Source organism: Aeromonas sp. 159, from assembly GCF_963862045.1.
GTDB classification, from domain to species: Bacteria; Pseudomonadota; Gammaproteobacteria; order Enterobacterales; family Aeromonadaceae; genus Aeromonas; species Aeromonas veronii.
In genome coordinates, this window is the sequence record NZ_CAWLMI010000021.1 from 1 (window position 1) to 19,176 (window position 19,176).

The 19,176-nt window shown below is 60.4% G+C and carries 20 protein-coding genes; 5 read left to right on the forward strand and 15 right to left on the reverse strand.

Annotated features, from left to right (window positions below; genetic code table 11):
* A partial coding sequence (locus AACR14_RS04345; RefSeq protein ID WP_156808770.1) for a homocysteine S-methyltransferase family protein occupies positions 1 to 86 on the forward strand: 86 nt, incomplete at its 5' end.
* Between the two features lie 9 nt (positions 87 to 95).
* Positions 96 to 1,511: a basic amino acid/polyamine antiporter gene (locus AACR14_RS04350; protein WP_019445263.1), complete on the forward strand. Its 1,416-nt coding sequence runs from the start codon at positions 96 to 98 to the stop codon at positions 1,509 to 1,511.
* A gap of 97 nt (positions 1,512 to 1,608) precedes the next feature.
* Here AACR14_RS04350 and AACR14_RS04355 read toward each other — a convergent pair whose 3' ends face one another.
* On the reverse strand, positions 1,609 to 2,448 hold the full coding sequence (locus tag AACR14_RS04355; RefSeq protein ID WP_019445264.1) for a sterol desaturase family protein: 840 nt from the start codon (positions 2,446 to 2,448) through the stop codon (positions 1,609 to 1,611).
* 168 nt (positions 2,449 to 2,616) lie between these two features.
* Here AACR14_RS04355 and AACR14_RS04360 point away from each other — a divergent pair, with 168 nt between their 5' ends.
* Entirely contained in the window at positions 2,617 to 3,408 is a 792-nt protein-coding gene (locus tag AACR14_RS04360) for a substrate-binding periplasmic protein (protein WP_005334089.1), read from the forward strand.
* A gap of 107 nt (positions 3,409 to 3,515) precedes the next feature.
* Here the strand turns inward: AACR14_RS04360 and AACR14_RS04365 are convergent, their stop codons facing one another.
* The 5 genes from AACR14_RS04365 to AACR14_RS04385 all read right to left on the reverse strand — a co-directional run bounded on the left by AACR14_RS04365 (position 3,516) and on the right by AACR14_RS04385 (position 6,314).
* Entirely contained in the window at positions 3,516 to 4,259 is a 744-nt protein-coding gene (locus AACR14_RS04365) for an amino acid ABC transporter ATP-binding protein (protein ID WP_019445265.1), read from the reverse strand.
* Positions 4,243 to 4,365 (reverse strand): hypothetical protein, encoded by a 123-nt coding sequence (locus AACR14_RS04370; protein ID WP_019445266.1) that lies wholly within the window; start codon positions 4,363 to 4,365, stop codon positions 4,243 to 4,245. Before AACR14_RS04370 ends, AACR14_RS04365 begins: the two co-directional genes overlap by 17 nt.
* A complete protein-coding gene (locus AACR14_RS04375) occupies positions 4,349 to 4,471 on the reverse strand; it encodes a hypothetical protein (protein ID WP_005350727.1) in 123 nt (40 codons plus the stop codon). Before AACR14_RS04375 ends, AACR14_RS04370 begins: the two co-directional genes overlap by 17 nt.
* Positions 4,455 to 5,414 (reverse strand): amino acid ABC transporter permease, encoded by a 960-nt coding sequence (locus AACR14_RS04380; protein WP_019445267.1) that lies wholly within the window; start codon positions 5,412 to 5,414, stop codon positions 4,455 to 4,457. Before AACR14_RS04380 ends, AACR14_RS04375 begins: the two co-directional genes overlap by 17 nt.
* Positions 5,415 to 5,513: 99 nt before the next feature.
* Positions 5,514 to 6,314, reverse strand: coding sequence for a transporter substrate-binding domain-containing protein (locus AACR14_RS04385; RefSeq protein WP_019445268.1), 801 nt, complete (start codon positions 6,312 to 6,314; stop codon positions 5,514 to 5,516).
* A 519-nt stretch (positions 6,315 to 6,833) separates the two neighbouring features.
* Between AACR14_RS04385 and AACR14_RS04390 the strand changes: the two genes are divergently transcribed.
* Positions 6,834 to 7,967 carry a GGDEF domain-containing protein gene (locus tag AACR14_RS04390; RefSeq protein ID WP_019445269.1) on the forward strand — a complete coding sequence of 378 codons (1,134 nt, stop codon included), beginning with the start codon at positions 6,834 to 6,836 and terminating at the stop codon, positions 7,965 to 7,967.
* Between the two features lie 92 nt (positions 7,968 to 8,059).
* On the opposite strand, the gene AACR14_RS04395 is transcribed toward AACR14_RS04390, so the two are convergent.
* The 8 genes from AACR14_RS04395 to AACR14_RS04430 all read right to left on the reverse strand — a co-directional run bounded on the left by AACR14_RS04395 (position 8,060) and on the right by AACR14_RS04430 (position 16,736).
* Positions 8,060 to 9,394 (reverse strand): MFS transporter, encoded by a 1,335-nt coding sequence (locus AACR14_RS04395; protein ID WP_019445270.1) that lies wholly within the window; start codon positions 9,392 to 9,394, stop codon positions 8,060 to 8,062.
* A gap of 21 nt (positions 9,395 to 9,415) precedes the next feature.
* Positions 9,416 to 10,936: a signal transduction histidine-protein kinase/phosphatase UhpB gene (uhpB, locus tag AACR14_RS04400; protein WP_019445271.1), complete on the reverse strand. Its 1,521-nt coding sequence runs from the start codon at positions 10,934 to 10,936 to the stop codon at positions 9,416 to 9,418.
* Positions 10,933 to 11,523: a transcriptional regulator UhpA gene (gene uhpA, locus AACR14_RS04405; protein ID WP_005334071.1), complete on the reverse strand. Its 591-nt coding sequence runs from the start codon at positions 11,521 to 11,523 to the stop codon at positions 10,933 to 10,935. Before uhpA ends, uhpB begins: the two co-directional genes overlap by 4 nt.
* A gap of 192 nt (positions 11,524 to 11,715) precedes the next feature.
* Positions 11,716 to 12,111, reverse strand: a complete 396-nt coding sequence (gene rnk, locus AACR14_RS04410; protein ID WP_005334070.1) for a nucleoside diphosphate kinase regulator — start codon at positions 12,109 to 12,111, stop codon at positions 11,716 to 11,718.
* Between the two features lie 245 nt (positions 12,112 to 12,356).
* Positions 12,357 to 13,094: a substrate-binding periplasmic protein gene (locus AACR14_RS04415; protein ID WP_019445272.1), complete on the reverse strand. Its 738-nt coding sequence runs from the start codon at positions 13,092 to 13,094 to the stop codon at positions 12,357 to 12,359.
* An 82-nt stretch (positions 13,095 to 13,176) separates the two neighbouring features.
* Positions 13,177 to 13,863 carry a hypothetical protein gene (locus AACR14_RS04420; protein ID WP_026034925.1) on the reverse strand — a complete coding sequence of 229 codons (687 nt, stop codon included), beginning with the start codon at positions 13,861 to 13,863 and terminating at the stop codon, positions 13,177 to 13,179.
* Positions 13,864 to 13,935: 72 nt separating this feature from the next.
* Entirely contained in the window at positions 13,936 to 15,327 is a 1,392-nt protein-coding gene (locus tag AACR14_RS04425) for an alkaline phosphatase (protein ID WP_019445274.1), read from the reverse strand.
* An 11-nt stretch (positions 15,328 to 15,338) separates the two neighbouring features.
* The gene (locus AACR14_RS04430) at positions 15,339 to 16,736 is read right to left on the reverse strand and encodes an alkaline phosphatase (RefSeq protein WP_019445275.1); all 1,398 of its coding nucleotides are present in this window, start codon (positions 16,734 to 16,736) and stop codon (positions 15,339 to 15,341) included.
* Positions 16,737 to 17,059: 323 nt separating this feature from the next.
* Between AACR14_RS04430 and ylqF the strand changes: the two genes are divergently transcribed.
* Positions 17,060 to 18,010, forward strand: a complete 951-nt coding sequence (ylqF, locus tag AACR14_RS04435; protein ID WP_005334061.1) for a ribosome biogenesis GTPase YlqF — start codon at positions 17,060 to 17,062, stop codon at positions 18,008 to 18,010.
* Between the two features lie 164 nt (positions 18,011 to 18,174).
* On the opposite strand, the gene AACR14_RS04440 is transcribed toward ylqF, so the two are convergent.
* Complete coding sequence (locus AACR14_RS04440) at positions 18,175 to 19,071, reverse strand: histone deacetylase family protein (RefSeq protein ID WP_019445276.1); 897 nt, start codon at positions 19,069 to 19,071, stop codon at positions 18,175 to 18,177.
* Between the last annotated feature and the right edge of the window lie 105 nt (positions 19,072 to 19,176).

The window sequence follows — 19,176 nt, forward strand, 5'->3', positions numbered from 1 at the left end:
GGCGCGCGGCCGGGGCAAACCTTATCGGCGGTTGCTGCGGTATCGGTCCCGAGCATATTCAGGCGCTGAGCAGCCGGTTGCGCTAAGGAGCATCCATGAAAGAGAGCAAGATTGGGCTCTGGTCACTCACCGCGCTGGTGTTCAGCTCCATGGTGGGGGCGGGGATTTTCAGCCTGCCCCAGAACATGGCCGAGGTGGCAGGCGCCCGCGCCGTGCTGATCGGCTGGGGCGTGACGGGTGTGGGCATCCTGGCGCTCGCCATGAGTTTTCTCTATCTGTCGCGGTTAAGGCCGGATCTCGACGGCGGTATCTACAGCTACGCCCGCGCCGGTTTTGGCGAGCTGGTGGGATTCTTCTCCGCCTGGGGTTATTGGCTCTGCGCCACCATCGGCGTGGTGGGCTATCTGGTGATCGCCTTTGCCGCGCTGGGCAGCTTTGTCGACACCCCCGAGCAGATCTGGTTTGGCGAGGGAAACACTCTGGCGGCGTTTGTCGGTGAGTCTTGCATCCTCTGGGCTGTGCACCTGCTGGTGGCCCGCGGCGTGCAGCAGGCGGCGCTGTTCAATTTGGTGGCGACCCTGGCCAAGAGCCTGCCGCTGCTGCTGTTTATTCTGTTTGCCTGCTACTTGTTCGATCCGGTCACCTTCGCGGCGGATCAGCAGGGCAGTAGCCTGGCTGTGCCGGTTTCCGAGCAGGTGCGCAATACCATGCTGATCACTCTCTGGGTCTTCACCGGTATCGAGGGGGCTGCGGTGCTGTCGGCCCGCGCCCGAAACCGGCGGGATGTGGGCACGGCCACCGTACTGGGGGTCGTGTTGGCACTGCTGCTCTATGTGCTTATCTCGGTGCTGGCGCTCGGAATATTGAGTCGACCCGAGCTGGCGGCGCTGCCCAACCCCTCCATGGCAGGGCTGATGGCCCAGATGACCGGCTCCTGGGGCAAACTGCTCATCAGCGTCGGCCTGATCGTCTCGGTGCTTGCCTCCTACGTGAGCTGGACCCTTTTCTCGGCCGAGGTGCCCTTCAGCGCGGCCCGACACGGTGCGTTTCCCGCCATCTTCCGGCGCCAGAACCGCAACGGGACGCCTATCGCATCGCTGTGGCTCACCAGCCTGACGGTGCAGACTTGCCTGCTGCTGGTGTGGCTGCTCGGCAAGGGCTACACCAGCCTGCTGCTTATCTCCACCTCGATGATTTTGGTGCCCTACCTGCTGATCGGGCTGTTCTTGCTCAAGCTCTCGTTCAGCAAGAAGGGTGAGGGCGGGCAGGGCCGCGGTCTGATGCGGGCGGTGGCGCTGGTGTCGAGCGGTTACGGCTTCTGGCTGCTCTATGCCGCCGGGGTGGAGTATCTGCTGCTGTCGTTGTTGCTCTACGGGCCGGGCTTGCTGCTGTTTCTCTACAGCCGCCGTCAGCTGGGCGCAGATCTTTGCCTGAGTGGTCGCGAGCGGCTGTTGGCCGGAGTGACCTTGCTGAGCCTGATCCCCGCCGTCTGGTCGTTTGCCCATCTCTGATATCGAAGATGTGACTGACCATAAAAGAGAGCGCCACAGTGGCGCTCTCTTGTTATCAGGGACTTGCTATCCGGGAGTTGCTGTTCGGGGCGAAGGCCTAGCGGCTGGCAGGCCCGGCCGGTTTGCCAAACAGCACCGCGAGTTTTTGTCGCCAGGGCAGGCCACGGGCGTCACGCAGCATGTCGCGCCACTCATGGAAGGTGAGGGTGAGGGGGTTGAAGCTGTGGATCGGCTTGGTGATGCCAAAGCGACACGGCTCGGCCGGGTCCTCCTCGACAAAGGTGCCAAACAGCCGATCCCAGATGATCAGCACCCCGGCGAAGTTGCGGTCTATGTACTTGGCATTGCTGGCGTGGTGCACCCTGTGGTGGGAGGGGGTGTTGAAGATCCACTCAAGCCAGCCGAGCTTGCCCACCACCTGGGTGTGGACGAAAAACTGGAAGCCCAGACTCAATAGCACGGTGGCGACCACTGCCTCGGGCGGGAAGCCGATGACAATCATCGGGATCCAGAACAGCCACATGCCGGAGATGGGATACATCAGGCTCTGGCGAAAAGCGGTGGAGAGGTTGAGCCGCTCCGAGCTGTGGTGCACCACATGGGAGGCCCACAGCCAGCGAACATGGTGACTGGTGAAGTGGAACAGCCAGTAACAGAGATCCTGCAACAGGAACAGCAGTAGCACACTCCAGAGATTCAGCTCGATATCGAACAGTCGCCAGCCCCAGAGGGTGTCATACAGATAAGCAATGGCGATGGCCGCCAGCGCATCGCCCCCCTGGTGCATCAGGGCCAGCGCGGCGTTGGCGAACAGATCCCGCCACTGGTAGGTGGCGGTGGGAAAGGCCGCGCCATGTTTGCGCAGGTAGAGCATCTCCCAGCCGACAAAGGCCAGAAAAACCGGGGAGAGGTAGAGCAAAAGCAGTTGCACATCCATATGCGGCCATCCATTCAGAGCAATTGCTCTCCAGCATAAAGGATGGCTTTAATATTTCATTAACATTTTTCTGCCAACGAAGAGATGGCATGAAATATGGCGCGCCAGCAGAGGAAGGCGCGGCAGATGGCTATGCTTGATGCAGGCTTTTTCAGGAGGTGCTGGTTTATGCGCGTCTGGTGTTGCTTGTTGCTGGGGTTGTGCATGATGGCGCACGCCAAGACCCGGGTCGAGATCCTGGCGGATGCCGCCTATCCCCCCTACTCCTGGCAGGAGGGGGAGGAGGTCAGGGGGATCTATGCTGACATCATCCGCGAGGTGACCTCTGCCATGCCTGACTATGAGGTGGTGCTCAAGCCCATGCCGTGGCGGCGCGGTCTGAGCATGGTGGAACAGGGGACAGCCTTCGCTATTTTTCCACCTTACTACATGCCCGATACCCGCCCTTATATGTGGCCCTACTCCCAGCCGATGCTGGATGAAGAGCTGGTGGTGATGTGCGGCGCCAGTGTGGCGGCCAATACCCCGCAGGCCAGGTTTCCGCTCGACTATCATGGTTTACGCTTTGGTATGAACGCCGGTTTTGCCGTCGGCGGCGATGCCTTTTGGCAGGCGGTAAAAGAGAAGCAGATCGACGTGGAGGAGGTGAAAAGCAATCGGGAGAACCTGCTCAAGATTGTCCGCGGCCGGGTCGATTGCACCATCAATGATCGCCTCTCCCTGCTCTATGAGTTGCTCAACATGATAAAGGCCGATCAGCTGGCGGTGGCCGATATGTCCCTGCTCAAACAGGGGCCGGTGCTCAGCAAGGAGCAGGGGTTTCTCGGCTACAGCCGCAAGGGGGAGTACCCCTACAAACAGGCCTTTATCGACCAGTTTGACAAGGAGCTCTATCAGCTCAAAAAACGTGACGGGGTGAAAGTGATCGTGGAGCGCTATCTGGGAAAGTCCCCGCGCTGAGCCGATGAGATGGGCACTCGGGTTCAGCTGGGTTAAGCCTGCTCAGCGTGACACACAAGCAGAGGGACCTTGCGGTCCCTCTTCGTTTATCCAGCAGAGCATGTTGGCTACAGCACCTGACTCAGGAACTGGCGCAGACGCGGGGAGGGGGGATTGTCGAAGAAATCGGCGGGTTTTTCATCTACCAGCAGTTCGCCACTCTCCATAAATAGCACCCGATCCGCCACCTCGCGGGCAAAGCCCATCTCATGGGTCACCACCACCATGGTCATCCCTTCGCGGGCCAGCCCCTTCATCACATCCAGCACTTCCCCCACCATTTCGGGGTCGAGCGCACTGGTGGGCTCGTCAAACAGCATGATGCGTGGCTGCATGGCGAGCGCCCGGGCAATGGCTACCCGCTGTTGCTGACCACCGGAGAGCTGGGAGGGATAGCTGGCTGCTTTCACCGACAGCCCCACTTTCAGCAGCAGCGCCTTGGCTCTGTCTTCGGCCTCACGGCGCGACAGTCCCCGCACCTTTTGCGGGGCTAGGCAGATGTTCTCCAGCACCGTCAGGTGGGGAAAGAGGTTGAAGGACTGGAACACCATACCCACCTCTTCCCGCAGCTTGTTGACATCGCCCGGCTGGGTGAGGCAGATGCCGTCCACCACGATGTTGCCGTCGTTGATGGTCTCCAGCTGGTTGAGGGTGCGCAGGAAGGTGGATTTGCCGGAGCCGCTGGGGCCGACGATCACCACCACTTCCCCTTCGGCGACCTGGGTGCTGACGTTTTTCAGGGCGTGCACTTCGCTGCCGTAGAACTTCTCAACGCCGGTCGCTTTGATGATGGGATCAGTTGCTGCGCGCATATTTTGCCTCCAGAAAACGAACCGGGAAGGCGAAGGGGGTGCCGGTGATGGCTGCACTTCTCGATGCCTGTTGCACCTTGATGATGGGATCAGTTACTGCGTGCATATTTCACCTCCAGAAAACGAACCGGGAAGGCGAAGAGGGTGTCGGTGATGGCTGCACTTCTCGACGCCTGTTGCACCTTGATGATGGGGTCAGTTGCTGCGTGCATATTTCACCTCAAGACGGCGTACCAGGAAAGAGAGGGTGCCGGTCAGCACCAGATAGAGCAGGGCGACGGTAAACCACACCTCGAACGGACTGAAGGTGGAGCTCACCACCTCGCGCCCCGCCTTGGTCAGATCGGTGATGGAGATGACCGAGACCAGCGAGGAGTCCTTGATGAGGTTGATGAATTGGCCTGCCAGCGGTGGCAGCACCCGCTTGAACGCCTGCGGCAGGATGACGTAGCGCATGGTCTGGGCAGAGGTCATGCCCAGGCTGCGGCCCGCCTCCATCTGCCCCTTGTGAATGGAGCTGATGCCGGCGCGGACGATCTCCGCCACATAGGCACCGGTAAAGACCGCCAGCGCGGCGACCCCGGCGGTGAAGCGATCGAGGTTCAGCACGGTGCCGATAAAGAAGTAGACGATGAAGATCTGAACCAGCAGCGGCGTGCCGCGGATGAGCTCAACGTAGGTGACCGCCAGATTGCGCAGGGCGGGATTGGGGGAGAGACGCGCCAGCCCGGCCAGGGTACCGAGCAGGATGGCGAAGATGCCCGCCACCAGCGAGAGCTTGACGGTGACCCAGACGCCCCAGGCGATGGGGCCGGCGGTCCAGCTCAGTTGGGTGTCGAGGGTATCGCCACGAAAAACGGTATCCCCTTCGGCGACTTGTACGCCGGTACTGGCGATGGCTTGCCGCACATTGGGATCGAGATCGTCTTGCAGGAACAGCTTGCCCTTCTCGGCCTCGCTGGTGCCCGCCATCACGGTGCCGTCAAATTCGGCGAGATTCTTCTGTTCGGCCTGATAGGCGATGTATTGGGGAATGCGTTCCCAGCGCCAGGTGTAATCCACTGACTGGACAGCCTTGTAGATGCCGAATACGGCAACCAGCAGCATCAGCAGGAAAACCCCATGCCAGAGCAGCTGATTGGGTTGTTTTTCCATCTGTCTTGTCGGTTTGGGTGTGTGCACAGTCACAACCTCTTCTCGTTATTGTGTGGGGAGCTGCGTGGTGCAGGGGCGGCATGTGCCGCCCCCCGGAGGTTATTTGAGCTGATTCAGCCAGGCGTTGGATTCGAACCACTTCTTGTAGAGACGGTCGTAGCTGCCATCGCCCTTGATCTGGCGCAGGTAGTTGTTGAACCAGTTGAGGGTGTCCTGATCCCCTTTGCGGATGGCCCAGGCCAGCGGCTCGAAGGTGAATGGCTTGTCGAGGTGCACCACGGCGCCCTGATTCTGGGAGGCGAAAATAGCGTTGTAGGGCAGGTCATAGACGAACGCATCGACCTTGCCGTTGATCACTTCCAGCTTGGCGTCATCCTGAGTTTCAAACTGCAGCAGGGTGGCTTTGGGGATCAGGCGCTTGACTGCCTGCTCGCCGGTGGTGCCGAGCTTGACCGCGATCTTGTATTTCGGGTCGTTGAGGTCGGTGAAGGATTTGATTTCGCTCGCCTTCTCTTTGCGCAGGACTATGGTCTGGCCGACCACGATGTAAGGATCGGCGAAGTTGACCCGCAGGTTGCGCTGGGGAGTGACGGTCATGCCGCCCATGATGACGTCGAACTTGTTGGTCAGCAGCGCCGGAATGATGCCATCCCAGGCGGTGTTGACGAATTCGACCTTCACGCCCATCTCTTTGGCGACCATCTTGGCGAGATCCACGTCAAAGCCGATGTACTGGCCCTGCTTGTTGGTCATCTCGAAGGGTTGATAGCCGGCGTCGAAGCCGACTCGCAGCACGCCGCGTTCGAGCACGGCATCCAGGGTGGAGGTGGGGGCAGGTGTCGGGGCCGCCGTGGCGATCCCGCAAAACAGCAGGGTAGAAAGAATCAGTTTTTTGATCATAAGTGACGTCTCTGTCGGTGGTGTGTTCGGCCTTGAACCTGATCCCGTGCGACTCCGTGGCACAAGAGACTGCTGCATCCGGCAACAGGCAAGACAGGATGAATGTCTTGAGCGGGACAAAAGCCCCATATGAGATGCTATGAATAGTGGTTGAGTGAAAAATGTACCAAAAACAGATTGTGTCAGAAGACTCAACAGGTTAGAGACATTTATTGCTCATGGCTTCATTCATAAAATCACACGAAAACAACATATCTATCTAATTGAGTGGGTTCAAGCCCAAATTATCCCCAAGACATTTTGTTACAAAGTCAGGGCGCCGCTTGCGGCTCTTATTGAGTTATTGGGCTCCGTAAGAGGCTTTTTATGGGGTTGATACGAATACGCATTGGTGGGATATCACACGCATGGCTCTGTTTGTCAGCAAACGAACGGCTTTATTGTGAAAACCATCAAGTCGCACTGGGTCTTGGCAAACGCTTCTCATATACTCAGTTACCCTCTCTGCATGGCTTTGGTATGGACGCCTCACTGCTGCTTAAGCTGGATATTTTTACCTTGATGATCATGGCCTTGTGTGGCTATTGTCTCGGTTTCCTCACTCTCACCATCATTCGCGTTACCCACAACGATATTCCCGGCGTCGGAGTCTGGTGGTGGTCCAGTCTGTTTGCCATGCTGGGTCAGGCGGGGTTTGCCAGTCTGCTGCTGACACCCACCCCCTATGGCTCCTGGGTGGGCAATGTGTTCCTGATTTTTCATGTGTCGTTGCTGCTGGTCGCCCAACGCTGTTTCTTCCGTCAATCGCCGGGCTGGCCTGTCTGCTGGGGATTCATCCTGCTGTTTGCCGCCATCATGACCTGGTCGGTCGCCATCGATGGCCGGATTGCGGTGCGGGTGATGATCAGCAGCGCCACTTTCCTCATGCTCAGTTCGCTCATCATCTGGCAGCTCTGGCGTCACGGTCGACCCGATTATCAGGTGGCGGTCTGGGTGCTGATTGGCCTAAATCTGGTGCTGATCGCCATGACCCTGATGCGGATGTTTACCGTGTGGGGCGAGGTGATCGAAAGCCCGTTCCAGCGTCAGCTGTTCAACGTGTTGCCCTATGTCTCCATGCTGGTGGGTAGCTCCATGCTCACCTTCGGGGTGCTGCTGCTCTGCAACCAGCACCGTGCGCTGGAGCTGCGCTATCAGGCCAGTCATGACCCGCTGACCGGCTTGTTCAATCGCCGTGGTTTTATGGAGCGTCTGGCCCGGGGACGCCCTGCACAGCAGGGGGCGCTGGCGGTGCTCGATCTGGATGACTTCAAGCAGATCAACGATCGGCATGGCCATGAGGTGGGGGATCGGGTGCTGGAGCGGGTCGGGTTGGCACTGCGCGAGCTGGAGGGAGTATTGGCCAGTCGCTTTGGGGGCGAGGAGTTTGTGCTGTTGTTTCGCCATGCCACCGCAGAGGAGGCGATTGCCCGTTGTCAGTCACTGCGGGTTCAGCTTGCGGCCTGCGAGGTAGAGGGGATCCATATCACCGTCAGCATGGGTATTGCTCACTGGCAGGGTGAGTGGCACTTTGACAGCCTGTTCAGCCGTGCGGATGACGCTCTCTATCGGGCCAAGCGGGAAGGAAAGAACCGGGTCTGTCAGGCTGCCTGATGCCGGAATAGGTTCAGGAATAACAGCAGGGCGCGGTGATCCGCGCCCTGTTTGTTTCTGCTTGCCGGATATAGCTCGTCAGCTGCCGTCCATTACTCTGACGGAGCTTGAGCTGTTCTCGGTGCCTGCGCCTTGAGGAAGGGGAGCAGCAGCAGGGCCGAGACGCCCGCCGCCACCGAGATCACCACGAAGAAGCCGTTCCAGTGCCAGATCTCCATCACCTTGGCCAGCGGATAGCCCGACAGCGCCGCCCCCATGTAGGCAAAGAGACCGACAAAGCCGGTGGCCGCTCCCGCCGAGTTTTTGTGGGAGCACTCCGCTGCCGCCATGCCGATCAGCATCTGGGGGCCAAACACGAAGAAGCCGATGGTGAAGAAGCAGGCTGCCTGCATCACATAGCTGAAGAAGGGCATCAGCCAGAGCGATCCCACCGCCAGCAGGATCCCCACCGCAAAGATGAGGTTCATCGGGCCACGGTTGCCGTTGAACAGCTTGTCCGATCCCCAGCCCGCCACCAGGGCGCCGATAAAGCCCCCCACCTCGAACATGGAGATGGCCGAGTTGGCGCTCATCAGATTGAAGCCGCGCTGCTCGGTCATGTAGAGGTTGCCCCAGTCATTGATGGCGGTGCGTACCACATAGACCAACACGTAGCAGCAGGCGAGCAGCCAGATATAGGGGTTGCCCAGCACATATTTGCGCAGGATCTGGCGGTGGGAGAGCCCCGCATCCTGGGTCTGCTGGGCCAGCTCCATCGCATCCTTACGCCACTCGCCCACCGATGGCAACCCCATGGCGCTCGGGGTATCCCGCAGTCGCCAGCAGAGGAACAATCCCGCGATGATGGCGATAAGGCCGGGCGCTATCATGCCGTAGCGCCAGCCATGCTGCAGGGCGATGGTGCTGACGATAAGGGGGATGAGCGCCCCGCCGACGTTGTGAGCTGTGTTCCAGGCCGACCACCAGACCCCGCGCTCGGTGCGCGAATACCAGCTGGTGAGCAGCTTGGAGCAAGGGGGCCAGCCCCAGCCCTGGAAGAAGGCGTTGGCGACCCAAAGGGCGGCAAACATCCAGAGTGCCGACGAGAGGCCGAACAGGATATTGATAACGCCGGTGGCCATCAGTCCGACACCCATAAAGTAGCGCGGGTTGGCGCGGTCACTGATGATGCCGGAGAAGAACTTGGAGCAGCCGTAGGTGATGTAGAACAGAGTCCAGAGCATGCCGATATCGGACTTGTCCAGCATGCCGCTCGCCAGCATGTCCGGCATGGCGAAGTTGAAGCTCTTGCGGGTGAAGTAGAAGACCGCATAGCCCAGATACATGGTCAGCAGCAGGTGCACCCGCCAGTGGCGATAGGTGGCATCGATCTCGGCCTGATCCCGGATAAGGGGCCGGGGCGGCGCACTTCTCATAAAACTCAGCACAGGCAGGCCCTCTGGTGGTGATTAGCCATGACTCTCTTCCCGTCTGCGACTGGGCAGGTTGACCGTCAGCTGGGTGCCGTGGATGCAGGAGAGTTGCAGACTACCCCCGAGCGCCTGTACCCGCTCGCGAATGCCAAGCAGGCCATAGCCCTGTTGCGGGCGGCTTTCCGGCAAACCGCGGCCATCATCTTCCAGAACCAGTTGCAACTGCTCGCCGCTGGCCCGGGCGCGAATGGTGACCGAGTGGGCGTTGGCATGTTTGACCACGTTGTTGAGCCCCTCCTGACAGACCCGAAACAGGGTGACCCGCTGGGCATCAGAGAGATCCCCATCTGCCAGCTGCCACTCCAGACGGGTGACGATGCCGTGACGTTCCAGCTCCAGTTCTCTGAGCAGTGCCCGTACCGCCTGTTCAAGAGTCATGTCGTCGAGTTGGCGCGGGCGCAGCCGCCCGAGCAGGCCGCGCACCGCGTCGTAGATCCCGAGCGACAGTGTGTCGATCAGGGCGCTGCTCTGGCCCACACCGGCATTGTCGGGAGCGAGGCGGCGCACGATCCCTGCCTGGGTACGAATGGCGGTGATGGTCTGGCCGATATCGTCGTGCAGCTCGCGCGCTACCTCCTTGCGGATGCTCTCCTCGGTCTCCAGCAGCCGCTCGGTGAGCTGGCGATTGTGGGCGAGCTGGCGGGTTAGCGCCTGATTGAGTTCGCGCTGGCGCTGGATCCCGGCGCCGAGCAGCAGGCCGGTGAGGCTCTGAGCCAGCAGGGAGAGCAGCAGATCGAGGGGGTGGTCATGCCAGGCCTGACTGGCCAGCAGGGCGATGGTGTTCATCAGGGTGGCGAGCAGCGCCCCCTGCCAGCCGTAGCGCCACGCCATGGCGATGATGGGGATGGCGAGACAAAACGGGGTGAAGCGCACCAGCGAGTTGGGCAATCCCAGTTGCAGCCAGAGGCTCAATACGAACAGCAGCAGATACCAGACGAGATGGCGAAAGCGCCACTCTACCGGCTGATCCACCAGCGCAGGTCCCAGCGGCACCCAGGTGGCACGAGTGAGGTAGTGCCAGATCAGCATGCAGGTGGAGGTCAGCGTCAGACCGCCGGTCAGGCTGAGCAGCAGGGCCGAGAGGCCATCTTCCCCGGCCAGATGCCAGAGCAGGGCTTGCAGCAGCGCCGCCGCCGTGACGGTGGCGAGCAGCAGCAACAGTTGCTGCCAGTCGTTGCGCACCTGTTGGCGACGGGCAATCAGCAGCGGTAGCAGGGTCAGCAGACTGCCCGCGACCAGCCAAGGCCAGTGGGGCAGCCCCACCTCCAGATTGAGCCAGTAGAGCAGCAGTCCTTCGCACAGCAACAGCGGCGGCCAGTAGTGGCCGGGACTTTGCAGCAGCAACCCGAGGCGCAGGCCGAAGGGGAACAGCAGCACCGCCAGCGCCGGGCCACCCGCCAGATGCAGGCTGATGCTCCAGAGGCAAAACCAGCCAGCGGCAAAGATGAAGCAGGCCGCCAGCGCGATGGCGACATAGCTGGCAAAACGGGAGATCACCAGCTATCCAGCATGCGGTGGGCCAGCTCGACGTTGTTGCTGACCTTGAGCTTGTCCATCAGGTTGGCACGATGGACGTGAACCGTCTTGGGGGAGAGGCCGAGCTGCTCGGCGATGGCTTTCACCTCCAGCCCCTGGGCCAGCAACTGGGCAATCTCCCGCTCCCGATTGGTGAGGGGATCCCGGCTGCTGCTGGCCAGTTTCTGGGCGATGTCCGGCGTCAGATAACACCCCCCCTGGGCGGCGGTACGCACCGCGGCGATCAGCTCGTCCGGACTGCACCGCTTGGAGAGAAATCCCTTGGCGCCGGTCTGCAGCGCCTGCTCGATGAGGGCGGGGCTGTCATGTACCGAGAGCATCACCACGGCCAGACCGGAGGGGAGCTGCTTGAGCAGATCCAGCCCCGATTGGTCGGGCATCGAGATGTCGCAGACGCAGACTCGCGCCCCGCTGCCGGGCAGGCCGGCAAGGGCATCGCTGGCGGAGCCGAATTCGGCGACCACCTGCAGGTCTGGCTCCAGATTGAGCAGTTGGGCAAAACCGGATCGGACGATCTGGTGATCGTCGATGAGGGCAATTTTTATCATGATGTCAGCCTGAAATTCGGTGCGTCATGACCATGACGCGGCCAACAAGATACCTGCCCCCCGAGTCAGGCTCAAGCAGCAGCAGGAAAAGGGGCTAAAAACCGGGGGGCAAGGTGCGCAAAGCTTGATCGGGATCAGCTGGCAAGGGCGAGCAAGCGGGCTGATCAACAGGGGATGACCAGCCCGGGGGACTCAGCGGTGCAGCTCGCCGGCGCGCTCCGGCTGATAGACCACTTCCAGAATTTCGACCTCGATGGTGCGACCGGCCGGGCCCGGCCAGGCGATGCTGTCGCCCACTTTCAGGCCGAGCAGGGCGCTGCCTACCGGCGCCAGTACCGAGATGTTGCTCTCGTCGCCTTTGGCATCGCGCGGGTAGACCAAGGTGAGGCAGAATTCGTTGCCGCTGCTCTGCATCTTGAAGCGAACCTTGCTGTTCATGGTGACCACGTCCGGCGGCATGTCGGCCGGTTCGCGGATCTCGGCGCGGTCCAGCTCCTCTTGCAGGGCCAGATGCTGCGGGTGGTTGCCGAGCAGTTGTTCGATACGGTCCAGATCAAGGCTGGAGATAACCAGATGAGGTTGTTTCATAAGATATTCCTTATCAATAGCGGATAGGCCCATACCGGCGGGTGCAGGTTGGCCATCACGCAAAGTGTTACAAAAATGGATTCAACAGGTTTAATCGATTGAAAATGCCATGCCCCCAAGCGACTCGCGGCCGAAGGAGCGAGGCGGGGGCTCAGCAGGGTGTGAGCAAATGCGAGGAAATAGCGAGTATTTTCATGGGGCTACCATAACCATTCTGGCCGGCCTTGGCAACCGTGATTGAGTGACTACTCAGGAGCCTGATAGTTGTACTGACGGATGATCCGCGCCAGTGTGCCATCATGGCGCATCTCGTCGATTACGGCTTGCCAGCGACGTCCCTCGGTGAAGGGGAACTCCTTGCTGGCGGCGACATAAAATTGGGTACTCATAAGAGTCTCCCCACGTGCCAGCCGGTCGGTTGGCAAATCACCAAGGCGCTGGTTGTAGAGGATGGCGTTCCAGGCGGCCACCCAGGCATCGATACGGCCCCGATGCAATTTCTGGGCATTGAGCTTCTCGGTGGCCACGGTATCACTTTCAAGCTTAAGTCGTTGTCTGAGCAGATGCTGACCGAAGGAGTAGCGCAAGGTGCCGATCTGCAGCGGTGGGAGATCTGTCACTTTGAGGGGAGAAGGATGAAAGCGGCGATCGCTGACGATGACAAAATCGTCATCGAGTATCGGTGTTACCCAGTAGTAGAGGTGTTCCCGTTGAGTGCTGCGTACCGGCGGGATCAGCAGCACATCCTTGCGGTGGATAGCCTGAGTCAGGGCTCTGGCCAGTGGCATCAGCTCGATGGTGAGCGGTTCTTTGAGGCGTCGCGCGGCCTCTTCCATGATCTCGATGGCGACACCGCTTGGTTTGCCGTGAAAGGAGCGAATGACATAGGGGGGTAGCTCGGCCGCCACCAGCACAATAGCCTGGGCACCGGTGTTCACCAGCAACAACAGCAGGGTCAAAAAAGGCAGGCAGAGAGTGCGCATCAAGGTCGTGAGTCAGAGTCGAATGAGCAGAGTGTAACATTCCTGCCTGCGTTGTCGTTGGGCTCGCTGAGGGGTTGGGATCTCAGTCGAAGAAATCCCGCAGATCGCGCGCTTCGTAATCAGCGAGTTGCTGCCAGGGGAGCTGAGCAGGCAGCTTGCGCAGGGTCACCTCCATCCGGTAGCTGCGATAGCCATCGAGACTGGCCGATTCGACCACCAGCGGGATCTGCCACTGACTCGACCAGAGAATGCGGGTTCGTTGCTGCCCTTCGCGCTTTTCATACCAGCGGGCCTGCTCGGGGGCGGCCTCATCCAGCGGTGTCATCCCCTCGATCAGCGCCGGGTTGACGAGATGGCGGATCCGCGGCCAGTCGGGTTTGAAGGCCACCTGGCCATACTCTTCCACCGGTACTTCAACCAGCTGGTTGTGCCAGCTGTCGGCATAGCGCAGCTGAAGTTCACCCTCATCACTGCGACTGACCCAGCGGGCCGCCATCTGGTGGGTAAAGTGCTTGTGGCCGGGCGTGGCGTCGTGAGTGGCGTGATAGGCACGGGCAAGGGGGAGGGGAATGAGCCGCTGGCTCCACACCTGATTGCCCACGCGCAGCCACTTCTCTTGCCAGACACTCTCTCTGGCGATGCCATCGCTGCCGGTGTTCCGGTCGTGATAGCTGATCCGGGCGGCGAGATCCGGGGGCGTGTCGTCAGCATGCAGGGGGAAGGCGAGGGTGCTGCCAAGCAGCCATAACGAAAGCAAAAGTCGCATCATCATCTGTCGCTCGAAAGAACCGGGGCCCGGGCCGCTGAGTCAATTGCTCAGATGCACCCGGGCCCCTGCTGCTTACAGGCCGAGCGCCTCCCGCAGTTTGCCAAACACCTTGGTGTTATCCAGTGTGCCTTTGAAGCGGTTGCTGCCGGCGCCATCGGCAAACAGCATCACATCGCCGCCGCCGTGGGTTTCCGATGTCAGTTTGACACCGGTCTCCTGCAGATAGTCATTGGCCATCACCTGATCGCTGGTGAGGACGGGGCGTACATCGGGGCGGTTGGGGCCGTTACCGAACACCAGGGTGGTGAAGGGCTTGCCATCCGCATCGTTCTGGGTCGAGCCATCGCCATTTTTCACCAGATCCAGCACCGGATTGCCCTTGGCGGAGTAGCCGTTAATGGTCATGGTGTGGTCATGGTCGGCGGTGACCACGATCAGGGTATTGTTGAGATCCACTTTACCCAGCGCCGTCTTGACCGCCTCATCCAGCGCCACCGCGTCGGTGAGCGAGCGCTTGGCATTTGTGCCGTGCAGGGCGTGATCGATACGGCCACCCTCTACCATCAGGAAGTAACCCTGACTGTTCTTGCTCAGCAGGTCGATCGCCTTGGCGGTCATTTCGGAGAGGGACGGCTGGGTATTGGCAGCCCCCTTGGCGACCCGATCCAGCTCGTAGTCGAGGTGGGATTTGCTGCTGAACAGACCGAGCACCTTGCCACTGGTGACCTTGGCCAGTTCACTTTGGGTGGTGACATAGCTGTATCCCTGTGCCTTCATCTCCGCGGTCAGGTCGCGGTTGTCATTGCGACCGCCCTTGTTGCTGGCGCTGTAGGGAGTCCAGTGGTTGGCGCCACCGCCCATCAGCACATCGACCCCATCCCCAAGCGCCTGGTTGAAACCAGTTCCTCCCGGAACAGCTTGTGCAGCGATGTCATAAGCGGCATCCCGATGGCAGATGTGGGCGTAGGTAGCCGCCGGGGTCGCGTGGGTCAGCTCGGTGGTGGTGACGGCCCCGACCGATTTGCCTGCCGCCTTGGCCAGCTCCAGGATGGTGGGCACCGGCTTGCCGTTATCGCTGCTGCAATTGTTGACTGTTTTGTTGCCATTGACGTCTTTGCCGGGGGCGACGGCTTTGGTGTCGCTGCTCATGGCGATCACCTCGTTGTTCATCTTGACCCCGGTGGTGTAGGCCGCCATGGAGGGGGCCGAGTCGGTGGTCTGGGCATCGTTGGAGAAGGTCTTGATGCGGGCACTGCGCGGCAGTTTCATCATCTCCAGATTGCCCTCTTCTCCCACCTTGAACAGGCGGGTGGCGGTGAGCACGGTAGGCCCCATGCCATCACCGATAAAGAGAATGACGTTTTTGGCATCACCGGCCTGTGCCTGGGAGGTTGCGCCCAGCGCACTGAACAGGGCGGCGCAGACCAGCGTGTGCTTGATGGATGTGTTCATCTGTTTGCTCATGAAAGTGCTCCTTACAGCTTGGCCGCAGCCTTGATCTTGCCGAACACGGCGGTGTTATCGAGTGAGCCATGGAAGCTGTCAGCCCCCTTGCCGATGGCGCCGAGGAAGACATCGGTGCCGCCGTGGGTCTCGTTGCCGATTTCGCCTACCTTGACCACCACTTCCTGGTGGTAGTCATTGGCGGAGACGGTGGCATCGTCGAGCGGGGCGACGCTGCTGCGCGGGCCATCCACCCGGTTGTAGCCGTTGCCAAAACCTATGATGGTGTAGGGCATGCCCTCGCTATCCTTGCTTGGCTCGCCAGTCTCGTAGTTCTTCACCAGCCCGAGTACGCCGGGGTTGTCGGTGGTGGTCTTGCCGGTGCGCTTGGCATAGCCGTTGAGCACGAGCGTGTGGTCGTGATCGGCGGTGACCACGATCAGGGTGTTTTTCAGCTCGGGGTCGCTCTTTTTCACCTCGTCGATAGCAGCCTTGATGGCGTTGTCGAAGGCGATAGTGTCCTGCAGCGCCCGCTTGGCGTTGGTGTCGTGCAGGGCGTGGTCGATGCGACCCCCTTCCACCATCAGGAAGTAACCCTTCTCTTTGCCCTTGAGCTGCTTGATGGCAGCCAGGGTCATCTGGGCCAGTGACGGCTCGCTGGCAGGGCGGTCCAGGTCATATTTCATGTGACTGGAACCAAACAGTCCCAGCAGCGGCTTGCCCGCATCGGCCTTGTTCAGCTCATCCAGATTGCTGGCAAACTGGTAGCCCTTGGCCTGCATTTCGCTGATGAGGTTGCGGCCATCTTCCCGCTTGCCCTTGTCAGCTTTGGGCAGGAAGAAACTGCTGCCGCCACCGAGCACCACATCCAGCCCCTCCTTGAGGGCGCTGTTGTAGCCTTTGCCGCCCGGTACCAGCTGGACGGCGATATCTGCCTCCAGATCCCGGTTGCAGATATGGGCATAGGTAGCCGCCGGGGTGGCGTGGGTCACCCGGGTACTGGTTACCACGCCGGTACCGCGGCCATCGGCTTTGGCCAGCTCCAGCAGGGTGGTCACCGGCTTGCCGGCGCTCTTGCTGCAGTCGCTCTCATAGGTGGCGTCGCCGTCCATGCTGATGACGCCGTTGTTGCTCTTGACCCCGGTCATGTAGGCCGCCATGGAGGGGGCCGAGTCAGTGACCTGGGCATCGTGGGAGAAGGTCTTGATAAAGGCCGTCTCTGGCAGGGTATCGATGGTGAGATCACCCTCTTCGCCGACACCGTAGATGCGGGCTGCCGTCAGGGTGTTGAGGCCCATGCCGTCACCGAGGAAGAAGATGACGTTGGTGGGTTGGGCTGCGGGCTTGGTCGCCACCGTGTCATTGTCTGATTTGCAGCCGGCAGCCAGGGCGGCGCCGATCATCACTGCAAGTCCTGCCATTTTTCTCATTGGGGTTCGCTCCTTGTAAAACCTGAGCGCAGCCTAGAGGGGGCAGATGACACTTTTACTGACTATCGGTGACGGTTGTGTGAAAAAGTGATAAAAATGTTACACTATATCAATATGTTATCTATCAATTGAGCCAGTTGGTCCGGTCGTTTCCGGCAAGGTCGCTCCGCCTCGGCGGTTTGCTGATTTGATGAGGTGATGGTTAGAATGACCTGTCAAAAGAGGCCCGCAGCAGGTAAAATGCGCCCCCTTCGTTCGATGCCCGCGGCAGAGCGCCTGTTGTTTCATGCGCGCGCCAGCAGCCCCCACAGAGAGTAACGGATATGTCCATCAACTGGTTCCCCGGTCACATGCACAAGGCCCGCAAAGAGATTGCCGAGGTCATGCCCCAGGTCGATGTGATCATCGAGATGCTCGATGCCCGCATCCCCTTCTCCAGCGAAAACCCGCTGGTGCCCGAGCTGCGTGGTGATACCCCGGTGATCAAGGTGCTGAACAAGGCGGACCTGGCCGATCCGGCGATCACCGATCTGTGGGTGGCGCACATGGAAAAAGAGAAGGGGATCAAGGCGCTGCCGCTGACGCAACAAGAGCCGGAGAAGATCAAGCAACTGCTGACCCTCTGCCACGAAATGCTGCCGGAGCGCAATTTTGAGCTGCGCGGCGTGCGGGCGATGATCATGGGGATCCCCAACGTGGGCAAGTCCACTCTGATCAATACTCTGGCGGGGCGCATCATCGCCCGTACCGGCAACGAGGCGGGGGTGACCAAGTCCCAGCAGCGGATCAAGCTGGATAACAACGTTATCCTGACCGATACCCCGGGTTTTCTCTGGCCCAAGCTCAACCCGCCCTCCTGCGGTTATCGTCTGGCCATCACCGCGGCCATCAAAGACACTGTGTTCGACTATGCCGATATCGCCATGTTCGCCGCTGACTACTTCATCAAGGCCTATCCGGAGCGGATCAAGGCGCGCTACCAGATTGACGAGTTGCCCGAGACCGAGATCGAGCTGCTGGAGATGATCGCCCGCCAGCGGGCGTTTATGCGCAAAGGGGGGCTGGCCGACCTGCACAAGGCGTCCGAGATCCTGATCAACGAGTTCCGCTCCGGCTTGCTTGGCCGCATCTCGCTGGAGACGCCGGAGATGGTGAGCGTCGAGATTGTCGAAGCCGCCGCAGAAGCCGAGCAAAAAGCCAAAGAGAAGGCCGAGCGGGAAGAGGAGCGTCAGGCTCGCGCCCGTCGCAAGTACGCCCGCAAGCGTCAGAAATAGTTATCCTCAGGCGTCCCGAGCTTGCCTGACTGCGAGCGAGCTAGCGAGCTTGTGTGACCCAGATGACGAAACACGAAGAGGCGACCCCAAGGGTCGCCTCTTCTGTTTTATCTGGTGAAATGCCGCCCACTCTGATGGGGTGTCCGCGCTATAAAGCCATGCCATCAACCAAAACGGTGGCGCGCCGCCTCAAACAGCGACATATGAAGCGGGATCAGCTGTTGCCAGTCGCGGCGATAGCCGCCACCGGGCACAGCGGCGATGGGCAACCCATGCTTGATTGCACAGTCAAATACCATGGCATCGCGCAGGCGAACCCCTTCATCGCTCAAGGAGAGATAACCAAGCTCGTCGGCATGATGCACATCGACGCCTGCCTGATAGAGGATGAGATCCGGCGAATAGAGCCGCAGTGCCAGCGAGAGTGCCTGTTGCAGTGTGGTGAGATAGGCATCGTCCGTCATGCCGCTTGGCAGCGGAAAGTCGAGGTGAGAGGTGGCTTTGTGATGGGGAAAGTTGTGCTCCCCATGGAGGGAGAGGGTGATGATATCGCGCCGTTCGGCGCACAGGGCCGCACTGCCATCCCCCTGATGCACATCGAGATCGACGATCAGCACCTGTTCACAGTGCCCCTCGTCGAGGCAAGCCTGGGCGGCAATCACCAAATCGTTGAACAGACAAAAACCGCTGCCGTGATCCCGATGGGCGTGGTGGTAGCCACCGGAGATCTGCAAGCCGCATCCCTGCTCAAGCGCATAGCGGCTGGCGGCAACGGTGGCACCCACCGAGCGCAAGGTGCGCTCCATCAGCATGGGTGACCAGGGAAAACCGATCTTGCGGATGGCGCGATCTGCCAGCTGGCCGTTCAGGGCCGCCGCGACATAATCGGCATCGTGAATGCGACAGATTTGCTCCCGGGTAGCGGCGGGCGCTTCGCCCAGGGGGTAACCCTGCACCAGCAGGCGTTCAAACAGCCCTTGATACTTGGCCAGCGGGAAGCGATGGCGCTCGGGTAGCGTCAGGGAGGAGTAGAGGGGGTGATAGAAAATGCGCAACGACATGGTGCCATTCTCCCTGGCAAGGTGGCGCTTTCTATATATGAAATCAGCAGATGAATCCATATATGTACTCCCTATATAAAGGGGAAGTGGCAGCGCATGAATCAA